The sequence below is a fragment of the Qipengyuania sp. CAU 1752 genome (assembly GCF_054482615.1).
Genome location: NZ_JBTLRE010000001.1, coordinates 2,173,283 through 2,196,330 on the forward strand (window position 1 = coordinate 2,173,283; position 23,048 = coordinate 2,196,330).

The window sequence follows — 23,048 nt, forward strand, 5'->3', positions numbered from 1 at the left end:
CTCCCCGTTAATTCGTCACAACGGACGGGGGCGACCGAAGGAATTTTTACATGGCTATTCTCGTTCTGATTGCGACCATCCTGCTGCCCCCGCTCGGCGTGGCAATGAAGCATGGTCTCGGGGCGACCACCCTCCTCAATCTCGTCCTCACCCTGCTGGGGTTCATCCCCGGCCTGATCCATGGTCTGTATGTGAACTACGCCCGGTAAACCCGGACCCGTATTTCGCATAATGACAGCGCGGCGCTCCTCCCCCCCCCGGAGCGCCGCGTTTCTTGTTTGGAATGGAGTGCTAGAGGTCGGTGCTTTCGCGCACGACTGCTTGTCCGGTTTCGCGCTGTAGTCGCAATTCTTCCTTCAACCGGACAGGATTGCGGGCGACAACAAAGCCGAAACTGACACCACCCTCCTTGCCGACCGTCGCATGATGGAGCTTGTGCGCCTGCACCAGCCGCTTGGCATAGCCGCGCCTTGGCACCCAGCGGAAGTAGCGTTGGTGCACCAGCCCGTCATGAACCACAGTGTAGATGAGGCCGTAGATTGTGATGCCGAAGGCGGTCCACCAGAGTGCATCCGAGACGTAATAACCGACTGCGAACATGACGAACACGATCGTGCCGAATACCACGGCAAACAGATCGTTCTTTTCCAGCGTCTTGTCATGCGGTTCGTGGTGGTCGCGGTGCCATGCCCAGCCCCAGCCGTGCATGACATATTTGTGCGCCCACCATGCGAACAGTTCCATCCCTGCGACCGAGGTCAGCACAATTATTGTGATTTGCCACCAGCTCATACGCTCGGTTCTCCGCCTTCGATCAATCGATCGGCCTGCGCCTGCCGATAGCGGGGCAATGCCCACCACGGCACCTGCGGGGCGAGGTGATGTTCGTAATGATAGCCGAAATGAAAACAGGTCAGCAAACTCGCGGCTGTCCCGAAATCGTCGCTGCGGGCGTTATGGCTATCCGCAAATCCGGTGGCATCGTGACGGTGCGGGCGGAAGGTCCCGAAGTAGAATAGCTGCACCGAAGACGCGATCGCCGGCAGGCCGTAAAGCAGCACCAGCTGCACCATGGGAACGTCAAGAACCAGCCAATACACTGCCACTACGCTCGACACGAAAAGGACCGATTGCCGCCCGAAATAGCGAGTAAAAAATGCCTTGTACCAAGGCCCGAATTCACTCGGGTGGCTGGCACAGAAATCGGGATCGTCTGCATGGCCTGCATGGCGATGATGCGCAAAATGCGCGTCACGCATCCGTCGCCAGGCGAACCCGGCATAGAGAAACAACAGCACCGCTCCGATCACCGCGTTGAGACGCGGCCAGCCAGGCGCGAGCGAGCCATGCATCGCATCATGGCTGACGATGAACACGCCGACCGAGAGCCAGCACAGAGCCGCCGCCATCAAAAGTGCCAGCGGCAGGTTTGACCAGCTCAGTTCGAACACCAACACAGCATATAGGTGCAGGCCCAGCCAAGCCCCGGCAATCGCGAAGGCGAGCAGCAGTCCGAGCGCCCTTTGCAAGGCGTGCGGTTTCGGGGCGATGGCGTGTGGCACGATGCCAGCCAGTATAGGCTATTCGGGCCTTGGAAAAAAGAATTCGCGCAGATGGTCGCCAATGCGCGCCGGTCGCAGGGTAGTTGAATCGATACAGCACCAGCTCGACTTGACCTCGGCCAACACCTCTTCCCCACGCTGGATTACCGTGTGGTAGAAAGCGCGCGCGCCCTGGAATTGCTCGAGAACGGTCTGCGCGATGACCTCGTCTTCGAGGAACGCGGGCTTGCGATAGGTAATCTCGTGCTTGAGCGCGACCCAGGCCTTGCTTGCCACATCCTCGGCCGGGGCCAGCTTGTTCCAGTGCGCCAGAACCGCGTCCTGCACCCAGTTCAGATACCTGGCATTGTTCACATGGCCCATGAAATCGATATCATCGGGCAGGACCTTGATCGCGAATGCGAAAGGAGCGGCTGGGGTGTGTGCTGACATGGATGTAAGTTAGGTATCCATAGCTTAGATTTCCATGGCCCCGCATTTGCTTGGGCAACACATTATTGCCTGTGTTGCGCAAAGGCCGCAAAACCGCAGCCATGAGCAGCACCCCTCGCACGCTTTACGAGAAGATCTGGGATGCCCACGTCGTCGACCAGCGCGATGATGGCACCGCGCTGATCTATATCGACAGGCATCTCGTTCACGAGGTGACCAGCCCGCAGGCATTCGAGTCCTTGCGTGCCAATGGACGGACCGTTCGGCGGCCGGACCTGACGCTGGCGGTGCCCGACCATAATGTACCAACCACCAAACGCACTGATGCCGCGGGCAATCGACTGCCAATCGCCGATCCGCAAAGCGCGCAACAGCTCGCCGCGCTCGAGCGCAATGCGCCGGAGTTCGGCATCCGCTATATCAACGCGGTCGCTCCCGAGCAGGGCATCGTCCATGTCGTCGGGCCGGAACAGGGTTTCTCGCTGCCAGGCGCCACCATTGTCTGCGGTGACTCGCACACCGCCGCCCACGGCGGAGTCGGCGCGCTCGCCTTCGGGATCGGCACCAGCGAAGTCGAACACGTGCTGGCCACGCAAACCCTGCTGCTGAAACGGTCAAAGGCAATGGAGGTGCGTGTCGAGGGCGACCTTGGCCCCGGGATCACGCCCAAGGACCTGATCCTGCACATCATCGGGGTGATCGGCACCGCTGGCGGAACCGGACACGTCATTGAATATCGCGGTCGCGTGTTCGAGGAGATGAGCATCGAGGGCCGGTTGACCGTGTGCAACATGAGCATAGAGGCAGGTGCGCGCGCCGGACTGGTCGCCCCCGACGAGGTCACGTTCGCCTATCTGAAGGGGCGCCCATACGCGCCACAAGGCGAGGAATGGGATCGAGCGGTCGCCTGGTGGCGCTCACTCGCAACAGACAAAGGCGCACGGTTCGACAGCTCTGTGGTGATTGACGCCAGCGAAATCGAGCCAACCGTGACCTGGGGCACCAGCCCCGAAGACGTGGTGCCAATCGGCGCCAGCGTACCCTCTCCGGATAGTTTTTCCGATCCATCCAAACAGATCGCTGCTGCCAAGAGCCTGGAATACATGGGACTGACCCCTGGACAGCGGATGCAGGACATTGCCATCGAGAACGTCTTCATTGGTAGTTGCACCAACAGCCGAATCGAGGATTTGCGCGCCGCAGCCAAGGTTCTCGAAGGCCGCCGCAAGGCCAAGGGGGTTCGCTGGGCCATCGCCGTTCCTGGTTCGGGCCTCGTCAAGCTCCAGGCTGAAGCCGAAGGGCTCGACCGGATCTTTACCGACGCCGGATTCGAGTGGCGCGAACCGGGCTGTTCGGCCTGTCTCGCCATGAACCCGGACAAGGTCCCTTCCGGCGAGCGCTGCGCCTCTACTTCCAATCGCAATTTTGTCGGTCGCCAGGGTCCGGGCGCTCGAACGCATTTGATGAGCCCGGCAATGGCTGCGGCTGCCGCTGTCACCGGACGGCTCACCGATGTGCGTGAATTGTCAGCCAAATCCCCCTTGCGGGAATCCGCCCGCGCTACCAAAGCATAAGCCATGACCAAGATCCCAACCAAGACCATCGCCGGAGCCATCGGCTCTGCCGCTATCGCCGCCGCCCTGCTCTATGCCGGCAAACGTAAGAAGAAGAACGCGCCAACTCAGCCGGGGCCGATTCCCTCGGGCGAGAATCCGGAGACCGATTAATGGATCCCGTGCGCCGGATTGAAGGCCGCGCCATCCCCTATGGTGCGAAAAACGTCGATACCGACGTCATCATCCCGGCGCATTGGCTCAAGACCGTCACTCGCGAGGGACTGGGCCGCGGTGCGTTCGAAACCGTGCGGCAAGACCCCGATAACGTCTTTGATCAAGCCGAGTTCAGCGGCGCGCCGATCCTTATTGCCGGTGACAATTTTGGCTGCGGTTCGAGCCGCGAGCACGCGGCCTGGGCGCTTCTCGACCTCGGCATAACCGCGGTAATCGCACCGAGTTTTTCGGACATCTTCAGTGGCAATGCCTTCAAGAACGGCATTCTGACCGTTGCCTTGCCGCAGGAACAGATCGACCGATTGCTGGAAGTGGCCGCGACAGACCCGATCAGCGTCGATCTCGAATCGCAGACCGTGACCACGCCGTTCCAGGATCGTTTCGCTTTCGAAACCGATCCATTTCGGCGGCGCTGCATGCTGGAGGGGCTGGACGAGATCGGCCTCACCCTGCAGCAGGAACAAGCCATCAGAAAATATGAAAACCGCCAGCAAGGCATGACGCCCTGGTTGGCCCGAGGAACGGAGAAAGCCGCATGAAAGCGCTCAGAACCCATCAGACCGGTGGACCGGAAACCCTGACCCTCGACGAGGTCGAAGTACCCACGCCCGGCAAGGGCGAAGTGCTGGTCGATGTGAAGGCCTGCGCAATCAACTATCCCGACACGCTGATGATCCGCGACCTTTACCAGTTCAAACCCAAGCGCCCCTACGCTCCGGGCGGCGAAATCGCCGGGGTGATCGAGGCGGTTGGCGAAGGTGTCGAAGGTTACAAGGTCGGCGACAAGGTCATGGCGGGGATCGGCAATGGCGGCCTGTCCGAAAAAGTCGTCGTGCAGGCTGGACGTATGTTCCCCGTGCCTGACGGCGTGCCGTTTGAAAAAGCGGCCAGCCTGCTGATGACTTATGGCACGACCATCCATGGCCTCAAGGATCGCGGTCACATCAAGAAGGGTGACACAGTCCTCGTGCTCGGCGCCGCTGGCGGAGTGGGACTTTCGGCAGTCGAACTGTCCAAGGCCTTTGGTGCGCGCGTGGTCGCGGCCGTTTCGAGCGAGGCCAAAGGGGAAGTCGCTCGCAAGGCCGGCGCTGACGAAGTGGTAATCTACCCGCGCGACGAAATGGACAAGGATGCCTCCAAGGATCTCGCCAAGGCTTTCAAGGCAGCGTGCGGACCGGAAGGTGCCAACATCGTCTATGACATTGTCGGCGGCCAGTATTCGGAGCCTGCGCTGCGCTCGATCGCGTGGGAAGGTCGATTCCTGGTAGTCGGTTTCCCGGCCGGCATCGCCAGAATGCCGCTAAATCTGACACTCCTCAAGAGCTGCGACATAGCTGGCGTGTTCTGGGGCGCCTTCACGGCGCGCGAGCCGGTCAAGTTCCGCGAGCAGGTCAATGAGCTGTTCGAGATGATGAAGGCTGGCAAGATCGACCCACTCGTATCCGAGACCTTCCCGCTCGAGCGTGGCGGGGACGCCATCGCCAAGCTGGAAAACCGCGAAGCCGTCGGCAAACTCGTAGTTCTGATGGACTGATCCCGGTTGCGGGGCCGCGGCCTCGCACCTATCTCGAAGGTATAAACAACCGGGAGGCATCGACATGACCGATTTCAAGGATCGCCAGCGCGGCGAAGAAGCCAAGTTCGCGATGGACGAAGAAACCGCTTTCAAGCTCGCCGCGCGCCGCAATCGGCTGCTCGGCCACTGGGCAGCCGAGAAAATGGGGCTCAACGCCGAGGAAACCGAAAGCTATGCCAAGGCTGTCGTACAGGCCGATTTCGAAGAAGCCGGCGACGAAGATGTCATCCGCAAGGTTCTGGGCGATCTGACCACGGCCGGTGTCGACACCGACGAGGCTGGCGTTCGAGCCGCGCTGGCGGACAAGACCGTCGAGGCCAAGCGCCAGTTGATGAGCGAATAGCGAGCGCGCCCCGCTCGATTCGCATCGCATCGGAGAATCGCCATGCCAATGTCCGCAGAACAGATCACCGACATGATTGTCGAAGCCCTCCCGGGGGCCGAGGTCGAAATGACCGATCTTGCCGGGGATAATGACCATTGGGCCGCAAAGGTTACCGCGCCGCAATTTGCCGGCAAGAGCCGGGTCCAGCAGCACAAGATGGTCTACAAAGCCCTTGACGGGCGGATGGGCGGAGTTCTCCACGCCTTGCAACTGACCACCGCCGTTCCCAAGTGAGCGCCAGCACAAAGCACACCAATTTAAGGCCAAGGCCCATGTCCGATATCAACGAACGAATCTCTGAAATCGTCGGCAAAAGCGACGTCGTCCTGTTCATGAAAGGTACGCCGCTGTTCCCGCAGTGCGGCTTTTCGAGCCGCGCAGTGTCGATCCTCGACCATTGCGGAGTCCAGTATGAAAGCGTCGACGTCCTGCAGGACATGGAAGTCCGCCAGGGCATCAAGACCTATTCCGACTGGCCGACCATCCCGCAGCTCTACGTCAAAGGCGAGTTTCTGGGTGGTAGCGACATCATGATGGAAATGTTCGAGGCCGGCGAATTGCAGGAAGTTCTCGACGAAAAGAAAGTTGCCCGCGCCAGCTGATCGCGAAACCAGACTGGAATACGAAAAGGCCCGCTGTTGCAGCGGGCCTTTTTCGTAAGATGCTTCGGGGGAGGCGGGACCGGGAGACCAGGAGGTCCCGCCTCGTTTCGAAGACCGATTGATCGGGTTATACATGATACTTTGCAGGGGGCGTGCCAGTTTCGGCTATGTCCGCAGTTCCGGGCATCGCGATGGTAAACGCCCGTTAATGCCCCGGACCTGATGTAAAGCCTTCCGACGGGTCGGCGGCACGCCTTGCGATTGTCGGCTTGGCAATTGCAGCACTGCAGGCCACAACCGTCTGCATGTCTGATGAAACGAATGAGCGCGAGGCCATCCCGGCTGCGACCGTGGTGATTTTTCGCGACGGTCCGGACGGCGGACCCCCCGAAATCCTGATGACCGTCCGGTCGCGCAACATGGTTTTTGCCGGTGGCATGGCGGTGTTTCCCGGCGGCCGGGTCGACCAAGCCGATTTCGACCTGGCCAAAACGCTCGACACGCAGCTCTCGCATGGAGAAGCAGCGCACCAGGTCGCGGTCGTGCGTGAAACTCTGGAGGAAACCGGACTCGCCGTTGGTCTCCTGGGCGATGTTACTGCCCAGAGCGCGGCCGCCGCACGTGCCCGGCTACTCGAAACCGAGGCGCTGGCCCCCGTTCTGGAAGAGTTCGGCTGGACGCTCGACCTGTCGCAACTGACGCCATTTGCGCGCTGGTTTCCCAAGAACGAGCGCTTGCCGCGAGTCTACGACACCCGCTTCTACCTTGCCAACCTTGGCACCGGCGCGGTCGACATCACGGTCGACGACACCGAGAACACGCATCTGTTCTGGACTACTGCCGAAGGTGCGCTCGACATGGCGGAAAGCGGCGAGATCAAGCTGATCTTTCCCACTCGCCGTAATCTCGAACGGCTCGCCCTGTTCGCATCGTTCGACGAAGCCAGGGCGCAGGCCGAAGCGATCCCGGTCAAGACCATTACTCCACAGATCGACACCAGCGGCGACCAGCCGATGCTGAAAATAATGGCAGATGCCGGCTACCCCATCACCAGCGAACTGCTAGACACGGTGATGCGCCGCTAACCACAGGTGCCGGAGGGAAGGAAATTGGCGCGCCCTGGAGGATTCGAACCTCCGACCTCAGGATTAGAAGTCCCGTGCTCTATCCATCTGAGCTAAGGGCGCGTCGGCTGGCCTGTTAGCGCGCTTTGCCGCAGCACAAAACAGCGATATGTCCGCGCGCGATGGAAAACCCTGCTCCCCAGCATGTCTCTGGCACGGCGGCGACCCGGTTTCGCTACTACGATCTTGTGATGGCGGCCTTCGTCGCCATCCTGCTGCTGTCCAATTTGATCGGGGCGGCGAAGCTCTCCAGCGTCGGCGGTTTCGTATTCGGCGCTGGCATCCTGTTCTTCCCGGTAAGCTATGTCATCGGTGACATACTGACCGAAGTTTATGGCTATGCCCGCGCCCGACGGGTCATCTGGACGGGGTTTGCCGCGCTCGTTTTCATGGCCTTCATGAGCTGGGCGGTCGTGGCCATGCCGCCCGCTGATGTGTGGGACGGACAGGAAGCCTATGAGCAGGTGTTCGGCCTGGTCCCGCGCATCGTGCTGGCCTCTATCATTGCGTTCTGGGCCGGCGAGTTCGTCAATTCCTACGTGCTTGCGCGAATGAAGGTCTGGACCGCGGGCAAGGCCCTGTGGTCGCGCACGATCGGGTCCACCATCGTCGGCCAGGGCGTCGACAGCGCGCTGTTCTATCCGATCGCGTTCTTGGGCGTGTGGGAGACCGAGGCGGTAGTGATGGTGATGTTGACCAACTGGCTGCTGAAAGTGGCTTGGGAGGCTGTCCTGACGCCGGTGACCTATGTCGCGGTCGGCGCCTTAAAAAAACGCGAAGGTGTCGATGTCTACGATACCGACACGGATTTCTCGCCCTTTTCACGGACCGAGCGCGGCTGACTCCCAAACCAAAAGGGCCGACCTTGCGGCCGGCCCTTTCCTGCTTCGTTGAACGTTGCCGTCAGAAGCTGAAGCCCGCTGCGACGCCGTAGCGGCGAGGATCGAGCGTGAAGATATTGGTGAACAGGCCCGACGATGCATCGGTGACATAAAGGCCGGTTACCGAGTTGCTGTCGAAGATGTTCTGCACGAAGCCGCGCACGAACCATTTCTTGTCCGGTCCGTTGAGCTGGATCTGCGCATTCGCCTGGACGAACGGTTCGATCCGATTGACGCGGCCATTGAAGACGTTGCCATATTGCTCACCGGTGAAGGAGATGTCGAAGCGCGGCACGATCGACCAGCCACTGTCGAACTCGGCAGTATACTGGATACCGGCCGAGGCCTTCATTTCTGGTGCTTGCGGCAGCTTGTTGCCGCGCAGGTTGACCTCGACACCAGGGCTGAGAACTTCAATCCCGCCAAATGCCGGACCGATTGCAGCAGCCTGCCCGGCAAGTACCGAACAGATGCTGAAGGCCCCGCGCGAGGCGATGTTGGAATCCTGCGGGAAGGCGGTGGTGCCTTGCAGCCCAAGCCCCGGGTTGATGGCATTGACGAAAGCGTTCGCCCCGGCTCCGGTCACGGCGCACAGCGCCCCGTTGGTGATATCCTTGATGATGACGGCAGTGGGGTCGCCGCCACCCGGATCACGCGGGTTGGAGAAGAACTGATCGCCATCGACCTTCGCGTTGAGATAGCTGAAATTGGCGTTGATCAACCATTCCGGCGAAGGCGAAATCAGGCTTTCCAGCTCGAACCCGTAGACCCTGGCATCGATCGTATCGTTGACCGAGGTCCGAGCGATAATCCGGCTCAGCTGCAAGTCACTGTACTTGTAGTAGAACGCCGTCGCATTGAGCTGCAGTGCGCCGTTGGCGAAGGTGTTCTTGCTGCCGATTTCAAAGGCGTCGATGGATTCGGAATCGAAGCTATCGGAAACCTCGAAGATCGGCTGCAGGGGCGGATTGATGCCGCCCGACTTGTAGCCTCGAGAATAGGACGCGTAGACGATATTGTCCGGTCCGATCTCGTAGTCGACAACGAAGCGTCCGGTGATCTCGTTGAAGGAGACTTCACGGGCCTGGACCAGCTGGTTGCCCGGCGTCCCAGGGTCAGCATCGTAACTACCGACGAACGGTGAATCGAACGGGTCGCCATCGTTGCTGTATGGATTGAGGAAGTTCGCCAGCGTCGAACGCGCAGTGATCGACTTGCTATCGTCATTATAGCGCAGGCCGGCAGTAATCTTGAGCCGGTCCGAAACGTCGAAGTAGACTTCGCCGAAGATGCCATAGCCCTCCAGGTTGAAGCTGCGCGTGTTGTTGCGGAAGAACGATGTCGCCAGGTAGCTCGGCGGAAGCGCCGCGCCGAGCGACGTGAACGAACCCAGCACGCCGGTGATGTAATCAATGGCGAAGGAGTTCACGAAGTAGCTGTTTTCCAGCACCTTGGATTCGGCATAGATGCCGCCGACGAGGAAGTTGATCGGGCCGTCGAAATCGGTGCTGACGATCGTTTCAACCGAGAAGGATTCGTTCTCCTGGTTGGAACGGTCGAACTGCGTGCCGTTTGGCGTACAGATCGAGAAGCCTTCAAATGCCCCGCGGTTGTCGAGCCGGGTATCGGATACGCACAGATTCCCCGAACCATCGAACAACGCCGCGGTAATTGGCGTGAAGTACGACGCGACCACAGGGCCGACCGCTAGCGGGTTGGCGAAGGTGTTGAGCGTGCCGAAAGCCACCGCGCGGTTGGGTATCTGGCCCACGCCGAGGTTATAATCCTGCCGCGAGTCGACGCTGGTCTCCTGGTAGGTGCCGGTTACACCGAGCTGGATGGCGCCGAAATTGTGCTCGAAGTGTGCCTGCGCCTGCAGTTCGTCAGAGAAATATTCCGGAGTGAACTCGGTGTTGACCACTCGCACATCGTTGGGTTCATTGAAATTGGCGTAGGCGTCGGGTCCGTAGAGGCTGTTGAGCCCGAACGACGACGGGATACCATTGATCGCCAGGAACTCGCGCGATCCCAGCGTGCCGGTGAACGTGGAATTGGCGTTGGTCTTGTCGAAATCGCGACGGTTGTTGAGGCAGCCGAGAATGCCGGTCGGATCGCGCTGGCACTGCTGCTTCTGGATACGCATCCGGTTATCGTCTTCGCGGAAGTAATAGCCCATCAGATCGATGGTCGTGTCCGGACCCGGCTCGAACCGCAGCGAACCGCGAATGGCGTACATCTCGCGGTTGTCGATATCGTTGCCGTCGAACAGGTTGGTCGTGTAGCCATCGCGCTTGAGATAGAAACCGGCCACGCGCACACCGAGGGAATCGCCAAGGGGCACGTTGATCATGCCCTTGCCCTTCATCGAGTTGTAATTGCCGTATTCGAATTCAGCCTTGGCGCCGATGCCGGAAAGATCGGGTTTGTTGGAAACTACGTTGACCACGCCCGAGGTCGCATTGCGACCAAACAGCGTGCCCTGCGGACCGCGCAAGACCTCGATGCGTTCGAGGTCGAAATATTCGGTCTCGAACAGGCGGGTGCCGAACAGCGGCGCCGAGTTGAGGTGGATTGCGGTCGCGCTGTCGCACGAAACGCCGACGCACAAGTCACCGATCCCGCGAATGGTAAAGCTCGACGCAGTGAAGTTGGACTTGGTGAAAGAGACGTTGGGCAGCGTCAGCTGGAGGTCGGATGCGTTCTCGATCTGCTGCGCTTCGAGCGCTTCGGCCGAGAATGCGCTGACGGCGATCGGGACTTCCTGCAGGCTTTGCGCCTGGCGCTGGGCGGTGACAACGATGACCGGCGGGCCGCTGCGGGCAGCGGGAGTCGGTTCATCCTCGTCCTGGGCAAATGCAGGTACGGCGATAGCTCCGGCACAGATGCCGGCCATCAGGGAAGCCCTGATCCTCATTGACTGTACTCCTCTCCCACGTGCCGCTGTGATCGCAGCATCTGGGAAAGGAAACTAAACCGGAATACGTATGCGTGGCAATAGGATTGCGCAGATGTCCTCAGATTGTGTGTTTTAAGTCACGAGGAGGATTTGCCGCCAGCTACCGCAACGGCTGCTGCGCCACTGAGCCGCTCAACGATGCGCACCTCTGGTGTCAGGTTCAGCCAATCGGCAAGCAGGCCCATGTCCTTCTCCTGCGACAGGCCATACAGCGGCGCGTGGCTCTCCTCCAGCGTCAGCACCAGCGATCCATCCTCGCGCTGGAGCCGCGCGCGTTGCAAGGATTCACGAGAGCGGGCGCCCAATCGTCGACACAAGCGTATAGCCAGCCCCCAGCCGATCGCCTGGTCGAGATTGGCCTTGTCCGTCAGCGTGGTAACTTCGGCGGGCAGTTCAAGATTGTTGCCATTTGCGCAGATCGCTGCGGCGAGCATGGCGCGGCCCTGCGGGGAGATCGCCAGCCAGCGCTTGTGCAGCGCCCATTCCACCCCGACCCGCATCCGCAAATTCGGCTCGATTTGCATGGTCGCCAGCGCCAGCATCGTCGCGGCCAGTCGCAATCGCTCTGTGCCGACTGCCGTGCCGCCGGCAACATCGACGGTCCAGAAGGCAATCTTGGCCGACATGGTCGGCGTCGCGCCTCGTGAATTGGCAAAGGTCGACACTCCGGCGATGAGAGGGTCCTGCGTCCTGGCATGGGGTTCGAGACCCGAGAACACGATGCCTTCGCGCAGGCCCCATGCCGACACGATGATATTGCGCGGCTGCAGCCTGTCGATCAATGCCTGCAGCAGGACAGCAGCATCAGGCATACTGGCCGAACGCATGGTCGAGATGCGCGGGCTTTCGCGCAGTTCCTCTGGCTTTTGTCCGGCAAGCGACGTTGCGAACTCCATCGCTTCATGAGCTGGCAGCCGCAAGCCATGCGGATCGGTCAGGGGAAACTCGCGATCCTCCATCTCGTATACGGCCATCGCCCGCCATGTACCGCCGACCAGGTAAAGGTCGCCCTCGTCTCCCGCCACCATGCCGGTGTCATCAATCGCGCTCAGCAATGTCTTGTAGAGCCGATCTTGATCGCCCTGCTTGAGCTCGGGCAGGCGCAGTGTTCCGAGCGGCAGGCTCGTCCCTCGCCCTGGCTCGTCGTTTTCCAGTTCGAGCAATTCAAGGCTACCGCCCCCCAGGTCAGCGACAATACCACGCGCATTCGGGAATGCGCCGATGATGCCCCACGCGCTCAGCCGGGCCTCTTCCTCGCCCGAAAGCAACTTGGGAGCAAAGCCCAGCGCTCGCACGCCGTCGAGGAAAACCGCACCATTGCTAGCCTCACGCACCGCTGCGGTAGCGACGACTTCCACATCGGTAACGGCGATATCGCGCAGTAGCAGCGCGTATCGTTCGATCCCGCGCATCGCGAGCGCGATAGCCTCCTCCGCCAGCTCACCGCTGGTCGTGATATCGCTCCCCAGCCGGGCAGCGACTTTCTCATTGAACAACACCGTCGGCGCGCGCGGAGAGCCGCCGTAAATGACGAGGCGCACGGTGTTGGAGCCGATATCTATGATCGCCCTGTGCGGCACGCTGCCCGAAAACACGCCATCGCGATCATTTCCCCTGCCCCGAAACGCCATTCAGATCCCCCCCTTGCGCAGGGCCAATCGGGGCACTGCTCCCGCTTCGAGTGCACCGCCCCGGCCTGACAGGGACGGGTTGGTCATGAAATACTGATGACAATTGAAGGGCTTTTCTCCCGCCGGTGTCCGCACGTAGCTGCCATCGGACTGCAGTTCCCAGCTCTGTTCGGTATCGAGCAGATTGGCCAGCAGCACCTGCAACAACACCTGGTCGTGAACGGTCTGGTTTTCCAGCGGCACCAGGTGCTCGACCCGGCGATCGAGATTGCGAACCATCAGGTCGGCCGACGATATGAACACTCGGGTTTCGGGCCCCGGCACCGCAGAGCCATCGGCAAAGGCATAGATGCGACTGTGTTCGAGGAAGCGTCCAATGATCGATTTGACGCGAATGTTTTCCGACATGCCGGGAACGTTTGGACGCAAGTTACAAATGCCCCGCACGACCAATTGAATGGCGACGCCAGCCTCGCTCGCCTGGTAGAGCCGATCGATCATGTCGACGTCGGTCAGCTGGTTCAGTTTCATCCAGATGGCCGCCGGCTTGCCCGCCGTCGCGTTCACGATTTCGTTGTCGATCGCGCTGCTTATGGTTTCCCGCAAATTGATCGGTGAGATCGCGAGAAGTTCGGTCCGGTGGGGTTCGACATAACCGGTAACAAAATTGAACATCTTGGCCGCATCGCGACCCAGACGCGGATCAGCCGTGAAATAGCTGAGGTCGGTATAGGTCTTGGCCGTGACCGGATGGTAATTGCCGGTCCCAAAGTGGCAGTAGGTACTGAAACCTTCCTCTTCGCGTCGCACAACCATCGCCGCCTTGGCATGGGTTTTCCAGTCGGCGAAACCATAGATGACCTGCACCCCTGCCCGTTCGAGCTTGTTGGCCCAGTACAGGTTCTGCTCCTCGTCGAAGCGCGCCTTCAACTCCACCACGGCGGTGACCGATTTACCTTCCTCGGCGGCATGAACCAGCGCGTCGACGACTTCGGACTGGTTGCCCGCGCGGTAAAGCGTCTGCTTGATCGCCACTACATCCGGGTCGGCGGCGGCGCGGCGGACGAAATCCACCACCACGTCGAAGCTTTCATATGGGTGGTGGATGACGATGTCTTTCTCGCGGATGGCCGCGAAGATGTCGCCGTCGTGTTCGAGAACACGCTCCGGATAGCGCGGGGAATAGCTTGGGAACTTGAGATCGGGTCGATCCTCGTTGAAGATGTCGACCAACCCCGCAATTCCCAGCATGCCGTCGGTCTTGACGATCGTTGCCCCCGGGGTGTGCAGTTTTTCTCGTAGCAAGGCTTCGGCATCGGCGTCGAAATCTTCTTCGATCTCGAGCTGGATGACCTGTCCTCGGCGACGACGCTGGATCGCACTTCGGAATGTGCGCACCAGGTCCTCGGCCTCCTCCTGGATTTCGATATCGCTGTCGCGCAGCACCCGAAATGTTCCCTCTCCGATTATCTCGAACCCGGGGAACACTTCATTGGCAAATCGAATGATGAGGCTCTCGATGCTGACATATAGCGCTTCATCGCCGGGCACGCGGACAAATCGAGGCAAAGCGGGTGGGATCAGTACCATCTCTACCAACTGTTCCCCATCGCGCCGGATAGTGAACAGCAGGCCAAGCCCTTCATTGGCCACGAAGGGGAACGGATGCGCCGGATCAAGCACTTGCGGGGTCAGCAGGGGAAGGACTTCACTGCGGAAATGCTTTTTGAGCCGGCCATAAGCTTGCGAGTTGACCCGCTCCTCGGCGGCGACATGGATGCCCGATGCTGCAAGTTGCTCGCGCAGGTCACGCCAAATTTCCTGCTGCCGCTCGGAGAGTTCCTCCAACTGAGAGACGACTGCTGACAATTGCTCCTTTGGAGTGCGTCCGTCATCCGACGGGCTATCGATTCCGCGCTGCACCTGCCCGACCAGGCCGGCGACGCGGATCATCATGAACTCGTCAAGGTTGCTGCCTGAAATCGACAGGAATCGGAGCCGTTCGAGCAAGGGGTAAGCCGTGTTACTGGCTTCCGACAGGACCCGATCATTGAAGGCCAGCCAGCTCAACTCACGATTGAAATAGCGCTCCTGCGGCGCGCGCGGAGCGGCGCGGTCGTTGTCCTGGGTGATCGGATGACTGCCCATGGTGCCCCTTCAACGCCCCTTCCCTCGGATTGGCTGGCCTTGCTAGGCTGTACCCTGCGCCAGGTCGCGCGTCAGGGCAATCTCCCGAATGCCCCGGCGACCTTCGTCACGGCCAAGCTGGACGATGACATCTATCACATTGGCGGCATAGGCAATCGTGTCGCTGCGGCTGAGGCCAATGCCCGTCTGCATCACCATCAGCGACAGCTGTTCGAGCGCACCGGTGATCGAATTGGCATGAATAGTCGAAAAGCTACCGGGATGCCCGGTGTTGATAGCGCGCAGGAAGCTCACGCTTTCCGCCCCCCGCAATTCGCCCAGCACGATGCGGTCCGGGCGTAGCCGGAGTGCGGCCTGGAGCAGTTCGTTGGCGGTCACCCGCGCTTCGCCAAGCTCTCCCTTGACGGCGACCAACCCGACGCCGTTCTCGCCCGGCAGCCGCAATTCCGGCGTATCCTCGACCAGCACCACCCGCTGGTCGCCGGGAATCTCGCCCAGCATGGCATTCAGGAACGTCGTCTTGCCGGTGCTGGTCCCACCGGAAATCAGAATGGTTTGTCGCTGGCGGATGGCTTCGCGCAGGAAAGCAATCGGCTCGGCCTGCGCGTCGGGCATGGCCTGCTCGCTCGGGGGCAGCAACGGACCGGCATCATAAGCGTCGAGCGGAAGGTCGAGCCGGCGGTGCCGGCGGATCGCCATGACCCAATGCTTGCGCGAGGCCGGCGGACCGCAGAACTGGATGCGCGCTCCGTTGGGCAAGGTTGCGCCCAGCAGCGGGTGCTCGCGGTTGATCCCCTGGTGGCTGACACGGGCGACTTGTTCAGCCAGCCGCTGCACCAGCCGGTCATCGATTTCGGGTGTTTCGATACGGCGCATGCCGGCTTCGTTTGCGTCCTCGATCCAGACCTCGCCCGGCCGGTTGACGATGATCTCGGTGACGGTGTCGCGTTCCAGCCAGCGTCTGAACGGAGCCAGGTAGGCTTCGAGATATACGCTGTGGTCGGATGCAATGGGCGCGTCCGAGGTTTGCATGGCATCAGCGCCGGCCTGTTGGGCGAAAGGGTGGATATCCGCGCTCATGACAAGTCAGTGCCCGTCACATCACGGTCGAAAAGTCGAGATCGCGGGCGGTGAAGACGCGGATCGGTTCGCCCTGGCGAACCCGGATACGTGGACCGACCTGGCTATCTTGCTGGACGGCGGCAGCGGCAGCGGAATTGCCGGTGCCACCGACCACCACCGATGCGCCGCCGCTGGCAATGCTCGACAGGCCGCCAACGACCGACAGCAACAAGGCAGAACCGAAACGCTGGAAAAACCGGCTGTCGACATCGCCCTTAAGCCCGGTCGTCCCGTCGAAGCCGGTTGCCGGCGACTGCAGGTTCACCGAAGCACCATCGGGACGGATAAGGCGTGTCCAGACGACGTAGGCGCGCTTCTGCCCCGCCTGCACGCCCGACTGATACTGTCCGACCAGCCTGCTCGAGCGAGGCACGAGGACGTTCTTGCCGTCGAAACTGCGCACGTCCTGGCTCACCACCGCGCGGACGAAGCCTGGCACATCGGTATCGATCGCAGTCTCGAGAATAGCCGGGATGAGCGTGCCCTGCGTCACGGTCGTCGCCGGATTGGTCATCGCCGTGGCCTGCGCCGTACCACCTCCGACACCGCCGATGCGGGCAGCGAAATCACCTGCCGAGTTTCCCGTAGCTGCCGCAGAACCGGCCGTGGCGCTGGCGCTGTCGGGGATCAATGACCCTCCCGGCGCTCCGCCGCGAGCGTTGCTGGCGTCGAATACGACCGTCGGGCTGCTATAGGGATTGACCTGCACCCCAGCGTAAATGCCCGGGTCGCGTGAGAGGACTGGTGCCGGAGCGGGGTTGGCCCGCGGCACATAAGGGTTCGCCGCGTCTGCCACGGGGGGTGTTGCCACTGCCGGGGCGACAGCCTGCGCTGGCATGTTCTGCGTGCCGCCAACACTGTCGGGCGGCGGAACCCTGGTCGAATTCATGCTCCACAAGGTGACCGCGCCAAGTCCGGCGACAATGGCAATCCCGGCGACGAGACCCAAGGCGTCGGACTTTCCTCCCTTTGGCGCCACCATCGGATAAGCTGTTCGCGATGCCAGGTCGGTAACATCGCTGCCGAGCGTCTCGCGCGGATCGCTATCATTGGCTGGGCCACCCGTCGCGTGTTTTTCCGGCAATCGCATGGCAAGACGCATGGCTTTGCTCCTTACTTCCCGCGCGCCAGGGCGGCGCTTGCGGATTGGGTCGCCCGCACCGGGCCGGTGTTGACGAGAGTGGCGGTCTCCTCGCCGGAGCGCAGGATGATTTGCCGCGGCACGCCATCGACCACCACGACATTGCCCCGCACGGTGAAATTGACCGGGCCTTCGGTTCCCTCGAAATCCTTGACCAGAATGGCAGGGACCGGGACCCCCTCGCCCCATTCGAGGAAGGTCGCTTCGCCATCGTCGAACATCCGGAACGGATAGAGCGCGACATCGCCGCTCTTCTGCCAGGCGAGGTTTATCTGCGTCGGATCAATTACCGCGTAGGGATCGGTCGCCGCCGCCATCTCGGCCGGGTTGGCCTGGCGCTGAACAGCGGCAAGCTGGGATTCATCCTCTGGCTCGTCGGGATAGGTGAAAGTCAGAATATAGAGCGGCTTGGCACGCGGACTTGCGACTAGGTCGAACAGATAGGTGTGCTTGTTGGTCACCACGGTCATATTGGTCGCGGCAGTCGGCTGGAGCGGTTTGACGAACAGCAGGTTGGCACGCTTGTTGGGGGTCACCTGCCAGGCATTGGCATCGCCAATGGCGACGTTTTCTATTGTCTCGTCCTCGCCGAATTTTATCGTGGCCTGGACCTTGGTTCGGCCTTCAACCGTGACCACCCGGGCGGGATCGTATTCGACTTCAACCAGCCGGGCATCCTGCGCCGAGATTGGCGCGGCTAGTAGCAATGGGGCCACCAGCATGGCGAGCGCGGGGGCAAGCGCGGGGCGTAATCCGGCGCGGTTCATTTGATCTTCTCCGTTGAGCGGGCAGGTGCCGGCCTGAAGCGGGTTCCGAGCCCGCGTGTACGTGATGCGGCGGTACTGGCAATTGCGGTCTGACCATCGGCAGAAAGCCCGCTCACCACGCGGGTCTCGCGATAGGTACGCGCCCCTGCAGAGGCGTCGGTATCATTGGCTGCGCTGTAGGGGGACAGGGCGGCGACTGCCGTGCGCCGCGCACTGGTGCCAGCGGCTGACGGATTGCCCTGCCCCTGAACCGGATTAGAAGTTGAGGGGGCCGCACCTTGTGCTGCCACCAGGGAGCGATCGCTGGCATTGTTCTCCGACTTGGCCGGCACCATGCCGAACACTTGCCAGCCGGCAACCATCGTCCCGGCCACCTTGAGCACCATGGCCATCAGCGCCACATGCACCGCTCCGACCATCAGGAACGCCATCGCTGGGCGCGTTGGTATTTCCCCGGCGTTCTGGGTCAGTGCGGACAATATTGGCACCGACAACTCGAGCATGACGCTGCCGGCCAGGACAGCGAACAGCGGTGTCAGCGCCAGCATCACCACGCCCTTGACCCATCCGGTAAAGAGGCCGCGGGTGCCGTTGAACAGCGCCATGACCACGAAAATCGGACCCAGCGCGACCAGAAGCGCCAGGGCAATCCGCGCCGTAACCAGGATCCCGACCGTGCCGAGCATGAACAACAGCGCGCCCATCCACAGCATTCCCGGAGGCGAAAAGGCATCGAAATCGGATTGTCCCTGCGAAGCCTGCTCGATGGCGAGAAACACCACGTCGACCTTGCTCGCAAAGGTCATCGTCGCCGAGCCGCTGTCGCCGGTAAGCACGCCTGCAAGCCAGTCGGGAGCTCCGAGCGCCAGGTTCCAGACCACGCTCTGATAGGCGACCCAGCTGGTCGCAAATGTCAGCACCAGCCCGACGGTCAGCATACGCGGCGTCAGTTGCCGGATCGAGAGGTTGGTGCGCCCGGTAATAAGTGCCAGCGCGAAGAAGGCGACATAAAGCACCAGCAGGATCGTCAACACGGTGGCCAATGCCCCGCCCGGCGCAAACAACCGGCCAAACGCTGTGCCGGTCACTTCGGCGGCAACGCAATCCACCGCCTGCAAAGCAGCGGCGATCCCGCCTGCTGCCTCGGACAGCACGAGATCGCATTGCGCGCTCACTCGGCAGCCTGCTTGAACGCCGCGATTTGCACAGCATCGCTATGTTCGTCCTGCTCGGCGGCGACCGGCCAGGCATGGCCCGTCAACGCCGGGAACCAGTCGGCCGGGTGATCGCCCACGGTTTCACGGAGCACATCGAGACGCCGAACAGTTCCTTCACGTCCGGACAGCACGGTCAGCACTTCGGGCGCGCTGGACAGGTCGAGCCGGACCACCACGCTGGCATCGGGCTGGCGGACAAGAAAACAGCGGCTGTGCGCGGGCAATGACCGGATCAGCGCCAACTCGTGCGCGGTGAGGCCGAAGCCGTCGCAGTAATCTTCTGCCCGGGCACGACTATTGGGCATGAAGATCATCGTCGCGGTCTGTTCGACCAGCGCAGTGGCGATGCGGCTGTCGAGCGCATCGGCGGCGCTTTGGGTGGCAAAGCCGACCAGCGCGTTGCGCTTGCGCAAGGTCTTGAGCCAATCGCGAATGCGCGCGGCGAAAACCTCATCGTCGAGTGCCTTCCACCCCTCGTCGATCAAGATCATCGTCGGCTCGCCGTCCAATCGCTCCTCGATCCTGTGGAACAGGTACATCATGGTCGGGGTACGCAGCCGCGGGTTCTCCAGCAGCGCGGTCATGTCGAAGCCAAGCGTGCGGTTCTCAAGATCGAGCCGGTCGACCGCATTGTCGAACAACCAGGCGTTCTCGCCGCTGTTGATCCAGGCGGAAAGCCGATCAGCAAGGTCGCCTGCCTGCGGGCGGCGCGAACCGGACAGCAGCTCCCTGAAGTGACGCAACCGGCGCAAGGACGCATCGTTCTCATACGCCGCATCGACCGCGTGGGCGATCATCTGCAGCTCTTCCGGCCCCTCGGCCTTGAGCAGCACACCCAGCCAATCGCGCAGGAAGGCGCGGTTGGCGGCGCTGTCGGGCATCGCCAGCGGATTGAACCCGGTCGGTTCTCCGGCATAGATCCGGTCATAACGCCCCCCGATCCCGCGAACGAACAGCTCCGCTCCGCGATCCTTGTCGAAGAGGATGGTGCGCGGTTTGAATTTCTGCGCCTGCGCGGCAAGGAAATTCATCACCACCGTCTTGCCCGAGCCAGACGGGCCGATGATCGAGAAATTGCCCAAATCGCCGTGGTGGAAATTGAAGAAAAACGGCGTCGCGCTGGTCGTTTCCAGCAGCGTCACGGCATCGCCCCAATGGTTATTCTCGGCCTGCCCCAGTGCGAAGCCGTGGAGGCTGCCGAAGCTGGCCATATTGGCCGAGCTGATCATCGCCCGTCGCACGACATAAGCTTCGTTACCGGGGAATTGCGCCCAAAAGGCCGGCTCCAGATTGGTATCTTCGCGCACCACCACCGCGCCGGTATCGGCCAGCGCAGCGGCACAGGCTGCACTGGCATCGTCGAGCTGCGGCAGCGTTGTTTCACGCACGAGAACCGATAGGTGATGTTCACCAAACCCGACGGCGCCATTGCCCAGCGCATCACGTGCCGCGGCCATGTCGGCCCGTTCCGCGGTCGCTTCTTCATCGACCGAACGCAAGCGGCGCAGCGAAAGATCAATCCGCTCGCGCGCCGTCGTACGCTCCTGCGGAGCGTAAGTTTCGGTCACGATCATCTCGAACGGCAACCGCAGCAGCCCGTCAAGCAGGCCGGGCGAGGTCGCCTCGGGATAGTCCTTGAGACTGAGGATGGCCGAAAAATCGGGCTCCCCCGCCCCCCGCTGTTCCATCGCGTCGAGCCCGAAGGACACCCGGCGATAGGGCAGCATGTTACCGATATCGGTCTCGTCGGAAGGCCGCCGCACAGGACGCATCTCGCCATTGTAGAGTGCCGAGAGCAGTTCGAGCGTTTCGTTGTTTGGCGAACCGGTCGCGCCTAGGTACTCGCCCAGCACGCTGGCGCCGTAGGGCTGCAAGGCCGCGACAAGCCCGCCGACCGCAGCCTTGAGCGAGCGCAGGTCGCGCGGATCGACAGCATGCTCGGGCCGGCGGCGCTTGCCAAGGAACTTGCCCGCCCGCTCGGCCAGGCCGGCCTTGCCTCGGGCAGGACGGCGAATGAGGGTGACAAACTGGTCGTTGACGAACAGCGAACCCGAGCCGAGCTTTTCCTGCCAGCGCGCGTCGATATGTTCGGTCAGTGGATCTGGAAACTCGGCGTCGAGCTCAATTGCAACGCGCCGCCGGATGACATGGTGATACAAGACGAAGCGAGAATCCAGCGTCGAGCGCAGCACCACTTCGCGGGTCGCCGCTTGGGCATTGAGCGCTTCGGAATCCTCGGTTTCGAACAGCAGTCCCGGAACCTGGATTACCGTCATCAGCGAGCCGTCGCGCAGCAGAACTGTGCTTTCGTCTTGGAGCCGCGCGTAGGGCAGGCGGTCGCCTGCACGGGCTTCCTTCCCGCTCCATCCGGCAGGTCCGATCCACTTGCTCATCGCGTCGCTCTCTTCGGTTCAGGGCGCATAGCTGTTGCACCCCCAACGCTTGTAGTTCTTCACCCGTGGACACATCGAAACCTTGGTGATCCACAGGTCGAACACCCGCGGTTCGCGCAGGCTGAGGAAATAGCCGGCTGCGTGAGTGATGATCGGAACGGGGATGATCCAGAAGCTTTTCAGGATCAGGAAAGCGATCGTCGTCACCATCAGGTTGATGATGAAGAAATTCATCGTCACCCCGGCGAACATCTGCGGTCGTGTCAGCGCGCGATGGACGGGATGGCGGACGAGATCGGTCATGCCCGGCTCACCCTGCCGCGCTCTGGATACCGGCAACGATGGTGGTCGCGCCGAACAGTATGAACACGCCAATGATCACGGTTGCACCGAAGCGCCAGTTAATCCGCCCGGTCAACATCATGAAACCCACCGCGGCGACGGCCATCACCGCGATTGCCGTGGCCACCGACCCGAGCAGTGTTCCCTGTAGCCAGGCTAGCGCGTTGACGACCGGCCCGGACCCTTGCGGATCGGCTGCCTGGGTCTGCGCGATAAGTGCAGTTGGTGAAAAAAGGGCGACCAGCGCTGCCAGCCGAGCAAGCGAATGCATGGATCAGTATTCCTCCCGTGTATGGTTGGCGAGGCGACCCATGATCGCCGCGACGTACAATCTTGTCTCGCGGATGTTTGGTACTCCGCCTGCCGCATGCACGCGGCCCGGCCCGGCGTTATAGGCGGCCAGAGCCCGCTCCAAGTCGCCCTCGAACGTATCGAGCTGTTCGCGCAAGTAACGCGCCCCGCCTTCGAGATTTTGATACGGATTGTCGGGATCGACGCCGAGATAGCGTGCCGTACCCGGCATTAATTGCGCCAGTCCGCGGGCGCCGGCATGGCTCACCGCGCCTTCCCGCCAGCGGCTTTCCTGCCAGACCAGTGCTTCGATCAGACTGGGACTGAGATCGAACCGGCGCGAAATGTCGTGGACGGTGGCCTGGTAGCCAAGCGGGATGCCAAGAGCCGCCAGAGCGGGATCGGAAACGACCGATTCCGGCACATGGCTCGTCAATTCGAGAGCGATCTCGACTGTTCCGGCAGGCGAGCCATAGGGTGCAACCAGCGCCGTTTGGGCAGGCACAGCACCCGTGCCGCCGGCAATCCAGCGTGCGCCATCATTACCAATTTCCATGACATCCGCCCGCACCGGGGCTGAAGCCAATACCAGCAGCGCACCAAGTGCCAGCCGGCTCGATCTACCGAGAATCACTATGACATCCCTCCGATCCCAAGGGCCACCTTAAATGACCTCGGCGTGACGGCA

General features: G+C 61.7%; 24 protein-coding genes and 1 tRNA gene. 10 read left to right on the plus strand and 15 right to left on the minus strand.

Going from position 1 to position 23,048, the window contains the following annotated elements:
- Nucleotides 1–50 precede the first annotated feature (50 nt).
- Nucleotides 51–209: a YqaE/Pmp3 family membrane protein gene (locus tag ACXYL9_RS10560; RefSeq protein ID WP_459039454.1), complete on the plus strand. Its 159-nt coding sequence runs from the start codon at nucleotides 51–53 to the stop codon at nucleotides 207–209.
- A gap of 82 nt (nucleotides 210–291) precedes the next feature.
- Here ACXYL9_RS10560 and ACXYL9_RS10565 read toward each other — a convergent pair whose 3' ends face one another.
- From ACXYL9_RS10565 to ACXYL9_RS10575, 3 genes are read right to left on the minus strand one after another with little or no spacing between them, the layout of a single operon-like run.
- The gene (locus ACXYL9_RS10565) at nucleotides 292–792 is read right to left on the minus strand and encodes a sterol desaturase family protein (RefSeq protein ID WP_459039455.1); all 501 of its coding nucleotides are present in this window, start codon (nucleotides 790–792) and stop codon (nucleotides 292–294) included.
- Nucleotides 789–1,562: a fatty acid desaturase gene (locus tag ACXYL9_RS10570; RefSeq protein WP_459039456.1), complete on the minus strand. Its 774-nt coding sequence runs from the start codon at nucleotides 1,560–1,562 to the stop codon at nucleotides 789–791. The genes ACXYL9_RS10565 and ACXYL9_RS10570 overlap by 4 nt, the downstream gene beginning before the upstream one ends.
- Nucleotides 1,563–1,580: 18 nt before the next feature.
- The gene (locus tag ACXYL9_RS10575; protein ID WP_459039457.1) at nucleotides 1,581–1,994 is read right to left on the minus strand and encodes an acyl-CoA thioesterase; all 414 of its coding nucleotides are present in this window, start codon (nucleotides 1,992–1,994) and stop codon (nucleotides 1,581–1,583) included.
- 101 nt (nucleotides 1,995–2,095) lie between these two features.
- Here ACXYL9_RS10575 and leuC point away from each other — a divergent pair, with 101 nt between their 5' ends.
- The 8 genes from leuC to ACXYL9_RS10615 all read left to right on the plus strand — a co-directional run bounded on the left by leuC (nucleotide 2,096) and on the right by ACXYL9_RS10615 (nucleotide 7,432).
- Nucleotides 2,096–3,568, plus strand: coding sequence for a 3-isopropylmalate dehydratase large subunit (gene leuC / locus ACXYL9_RS10580; RefSeq protein WP_459039458.1), 1,473 nt, complete (start codon nucleotides 2,096–2,098; stop codon nucleotides 3,566–3,568).
- A gap of 3 nt (nucleotides 3,569–3,571) precedes the next feature.
- On the plus strand, nucleotides 3,572–3,721 hold the full coding sequence (locus ACXYL9_RS10585; protein ID WP_459039459.1) for an LPXTG cell wall anchor domain-containing protein: 150 nt from the start codon (nucleotides 3,572–3,574) through the stop codon (nucleotides 3,719–3,721).
- Nucleotides 3,721–4,323, plus strand: a complete 603-nt coding sequence (gene leuD, locus ACXYL9_RS10590; RefSeq protein WP_459039460.1) for a 3-isopropylmalate dehydratase small subunit — start codon at nucleotides 3,721–3,723, stop codon at nucleotides 4,321–4,323. Before ACXYL9_RS10585 ends, leuD begins: the two co-directional genes overlap by 1 nt.
- Nucleotides 4,320–5,318 (plus strand): NADPH:quinone oxidoreductase family protein, encoded by a 999-nt coding sequence (locus ACXYL9_RS10595; RefSeq protein ID WP_459039461.1) that lies wholly within the window; start codon nucleotides 4,320–4,322, stop codon nucleotides 5,316–5,318. The genes leuD and ACXYL9_RS10595 overlap by 4 nt, the downstream gene beginning before the upstream one ends.
- Nucleotides 5,319–5,382: 64 nt before the next feature.
- On the plus strand, nucleotides 5,383–5,703 hold the full coding sequence (locus tag ACXYL9_RS10600) for a DUF1476 domain-containing protein (protein WP_459039462.1): 321 nt from the start codon (nucleotides 5,383–5,385) through the stop codon (nucleotides 5,701–5,703).
- A 42-nt stretch (nucleotides 5,704–5,745) separates the two neighbouring features.
- Nucleotides 5,746–5,979 (plus strand): BolA/IbaG family iron-sulfur metabolism protein, encoded by a 234-nt coding sequence (locus tag ACXYL9_RS10605; protein ID WP_459039463.1) that lies wholly within the window; start codon nucleotides 5,746–5,748, stop codon nucleotides 5,977–5,979.
- Nucleotides 5,980–6,017: 38 nt separating this feature from the next.
- Nucleotides 6,018–6,347, plus strand: a complete 330-nt coding sequence (gene grxD / locus ACXYL9_RS10610) for a Grx4 family monothiol glutaredoxin (protein ID WP_459039464.1) — start codon at nucleotides 6,018–6,020, stop codon at nucleotides 6,345–6,347.
- Between the two features lie 305 nt (nucleotides 6,348–6,652).
- Nucleotides 6,653–7,432 (plus strand): NUDIX hydrolase, encoded by a 780-nt coding sequence (locus tag ACXYL9_RS10615; RefSeq protein WP_459039465.1) that lies wholly within the window; start codon nucleotides 6,653–6,655, stop codon nucleotides 7,430–7,432.
- A 25-nt stretch (nucleotides 7,433–7,457) separates the two neighbouring features.
- Here ACXYL9_RS10615 and ACXYL9_RS10620 read toward each other — a convergent pair.
- Nucleotides 7,458–7,534: transfer RNA gene (locus ACXYL9_RS10620), tRNA-Arg, on the minus strand.
- Nucleotides 7,535–7,593: 59 nt separating this feature from the next.
- On the opposite strand from ACXYL9_RS10620, the gene ACXYL9_RS10625 reads away from it, so the two are divergent.
- Complete coding sequence (locus ACXYL9_RS10625; protein ID WP_459039466.1) at nucleotides 7,594–8,313, plus strand: queuosine precursor transporter; 720 nt, start codon at nucleotides 7,594–7,596, stop codon at nucleotides 8,311–8,313.
- 61 nt (nucleotides 8,314–8,374) lie between these two features.
- Here ACXYL9_RS10625 and ACXYL9_RS10630 read toward each other — a convergent pair whose 3' ends face one another.
- From ACXYL9_RS10630 to ACXYL9_RS10680, 11 genes are all read right to left on the minus strand, one after another.
- The gene (locus tag ACXYL9_RS10630; RefSeq protein ID WP_459039467.1) at nucleotides 8,375–11,266 is read right to left on the minus strand and encodes a TonB-dependent receptor; all 2,892 of its coding nucleotides are present in this window, start codon (nucleotides 11,264–11,266) and stop codon (nucleotides 8,375–8,377) included.
- Nucleotides 11,267–11,385: 119 nt separating this feature from the next.
- Complete coding sequence (locus tag ACXYL9_RS10635; RefSeq protein WP_459039468.1) at nucleotides 11,386–12,939, minus strand: Ppx/GppA phosphatase family protein; 1,554 nt, start codon at nucleotides 12,937–12,939, stop codon at nucleotides 11,386–11,388.
- On the minus strand, nucleotides 12,940–15,087 hold the full coding sequence (locus tag ACXYL9_RS10640; protein WP_459039469.1) for an RNA degradosome polyphosphate kinase: 2,148 nt from the start codon (nucleotides 15,085–15,087) through the stop codon (nucleotides 12,940–12,942). It abuts the gene before it with no gap.
- Nucleotides 15,088–15,129: 42 nt separating this feature from the next.
- On the minus strand, nucleotides 15,130–16,167 hold the full coding sequence (virB11, locus tag ACXYL9_RS10645) for a P-type DNA transfer ATPase VirB11 (RefSeq protein ID WP_459039470.1): 1,038 nt from the start codon (nucleotides 16,165–16,167) through the stop codon (nucleotides 15,130–15,132).
- Between the two features lie 16 nt (nucleotides 16,168–16,183).
- Nucleotides 16,184–17,311: a TrbI/VirB10 family protein gene (locus ACXYL9_RS10650; protein WP_459039471.1), complete on the minus strand. Its 1,128-nt coding sequence runs from the start codon at nucleotides 17,309–17,311 to the stop codon at nucleotides 16,184–16,186.
- Nucleotides 17,312–17,322: 11 nt separating this feature from the next.
- On the minus strand, nucleotides 17,323–18,117 hold the full coding sequence (locus ACXYL9_RS10655) for a TrbG/VirB9 family P-type conjugative transfer protein (RefSeq protein ID WP_459039472.1): 795 nt from the start codon (nucleotides 18,115–18,117) through the stop codon (nucleotides 17,323–17,325).
- Complete coding sequence (locus tag ACXYL9_RS10660; protein ID WP_459039473.1) at nucleotides 18,114–19,292, minus strand: TrbL/VirB6 family protein; 1,179 nt, start codon at nucleotides 19,290–19,292, stop codon at nucleotides 18,114–18,116. The genes ACXYL9_RS10655 and ACXYL9_RS10660 overlap by 4 nt, the downstream gene beginning before the upstream one ends.
- Entirely contained in the window at nucleotides 19,289–21,727 is a 2,439-nt protein-coding gene (locus ACXYL9_RS10665) for a VirB4 family type IV secretion/conjugal transfer ATPase (protein ID WP_459039474.1), read from the minus strand. The genes ACXYL9_RS10660 and ACXYL9_RS10665 overlap by 4 nt, the downstream gene beginning before the upstream one ends.
- Before the next feature lie 18 nt (nucleotides 21,728–21,745).
- Nucleotides 21,746–22,030 carry a VirB3 family type IV secretion system protein gene (locus tag ACXYL9_RS10670; protein WP_459039475.1) on the minus strand — a complete coding sequence of 95 codons (285 nt, stop codon included), beginning with the start codon at nucleotides 22,028–22,030 and terminating at the stop codon, nucleotides 21,746–21,748.
- 7 nt (nucleotides 22,031–22,037) lie between these two features.
- A complete protein-coding gene (locus ACXYL9_RS10675) occupies nucleotides 22,038–22,340 on the minus strand; it encodes a TrbC/VirB2 family protein (RefSeq protein ID WP_459039476.1) in 303 nt (100 codons plus the stop codon).
- A 3-nt stretch (nucleotides 22,341–22,343) separates the two neighbouring features.
- Complete coding sequence (locus ACXYL9_RS10680) at nucleotides 22,344–22,994, minus strand: lytic transglycosylase domain-containing protein (protein WP_459039477.1); 651 nt, start codon at nucleotides 22,992–22,994, stop codon at nucleotides 22,344–22,346.
- Nucleotides 22,995–23,048 lie beyond the last annotated feature (54 nt).

Coding starts and splice junctions, on each gene's coding strand:
- ACXYL9_RS10560 (WP_459039454.1), top strand. CDS start 51: ATGGCTATTCTCGTTCTGATTGCGACCATCCTGCTGCCCCCGCTCGGC.
- ACXYL9_RS10565 (WP_459039455.1), bottom strand. CDS start 792: ATGAGCTGGTGGCAAATCACAATAATTGTGCTGACCTCGGTCGCAGGG.
- ACXYL9_RS10575 (WP_459039457.1), bottom strand. CDS start 1,994: ATGTCAGCACACACCCCAGCCGCTCCTTTCGCATTCGCGATCAAGGTC.
- leuC (WP_459039458.1), top strand. CDS start 2,096: ATGAGCAGCACCCCTCGCACGCTTTACGAGAAGATCTGGGATGCCCAC.
- ACXYL9_RS10585 (WP_459039459.1), top strand. CDS start 3,572: ATGACCAAGATCCCAACCAAGACCATCGCCGGAGCCATCGGCTCTGCC.
- leuD (WP_459039460.1), top strand. CDS start 3,721: ATGGATCCCGTGCGCCGGATTGAAGGCCGCGCCATCCCCTATGGTGCG.
- ACXYL9_RS10595 (WP_459039461.1), top strand. CDS start 4,320: ATGAAAGCGCTCAGAACCCATCAGACCGGTGGACCGGAAACCCTGACC.
- ACXYL9_RS10600 (WP_459039462.1), top strand. CDS start 5,383: ATGACCGATTTCAAGGATCGCCAGCGCGGCGAAGAAGCCAAGTTCGCG.
- ACXYL9_RS10605 (WP_459039463.1), top strand. CDS start 5,746: ATGCCAATGTCCGCAGAACAGATCACCGACATGATTGTCGAAGCCCTC.
- grxD (WP_459039464.1), top strand. CDS start 6,018: ATGTCCGATATCAACGAACGAATCTCTGAAATCGTCGGCAAAAGCGAC.
- ACXYL9_RS10615 (WP_459039465.1), top strand. CDS start 6,653: ATGTCTGATGAAACGAATGAGCGCGAGGCCATCCCGGCTGCGACCGTG.
- ACXYL9_RS10625 (WP_459039466.1), top strand. CDS start 7,594: ATGGAAAACCCTGCTCCCCAGCATGTCTCTGGCACGGCGGCGACCCGG.
- ACXYL9_RS10630 (WP_459039467.1), bottom strand. CDS start 11,266: ATGAGGATCAGGGCTTCCCTGATGGCCGGCATCTGTGCCGGAGCTATC.
- ACXYL9_RS10635 (WP_459039468.1), bottom strand. CDS start 12,939: ATGGCGTTTCGGGGCAGGGGAAATGATCGCGATGGCGTGTTTTCGGGC.
- ACXYL9_RS10640 (WP_459039469.1), bottom strand. CDS start 15,087: ATGGGCAGTCATCCGATCACCCAGGACAACGACCGCGCCGCTCCGCGC.
- virB11 (WP_459039470.1), bottom strand. CDS start 16,167: ATGAGCGCGGATATCCACCCTTTCGCCCAACAGGCCGGCGCTGATGCC.
- ACXYL9_RS10650 (WP_459039471.1), bottom strand. CDS start 17,311: ATGCGTCTTGCCATGCGATTGCCGGAAAAACACGCGACGGGTGGCCCA.
- ACXYL9_RS10655 (WP_459039472.1), bottom strand. CDS start 18,117: ATGAACCGCGCCGGATTACGCCCCGCGCTTGCCCCCGCGCTCGCCATG.
- ACXYL9_RS10665 (WP_459039474.1), bottom strand. CDS start 21,727: ATGAGCAAGTGGATCGGACCTGCCGGATGGAGCGGGAAGGAAGCCCGT.
- ACXYL9_RS10670 (WP_459039475.1), bottom strand. CDS start 22,030: ATGACCGATCTCGTCCGCCATCCCGTCCATCGCGCGCTGACACGACCG.
- ACXYL9_RS10675 (WP_459039476.1), bottom strand. CDS start 22,340: ATGCATTCGCTTGCTCGGCTGGCAGCGCTGGTCGCCCTTTTTTCACCA.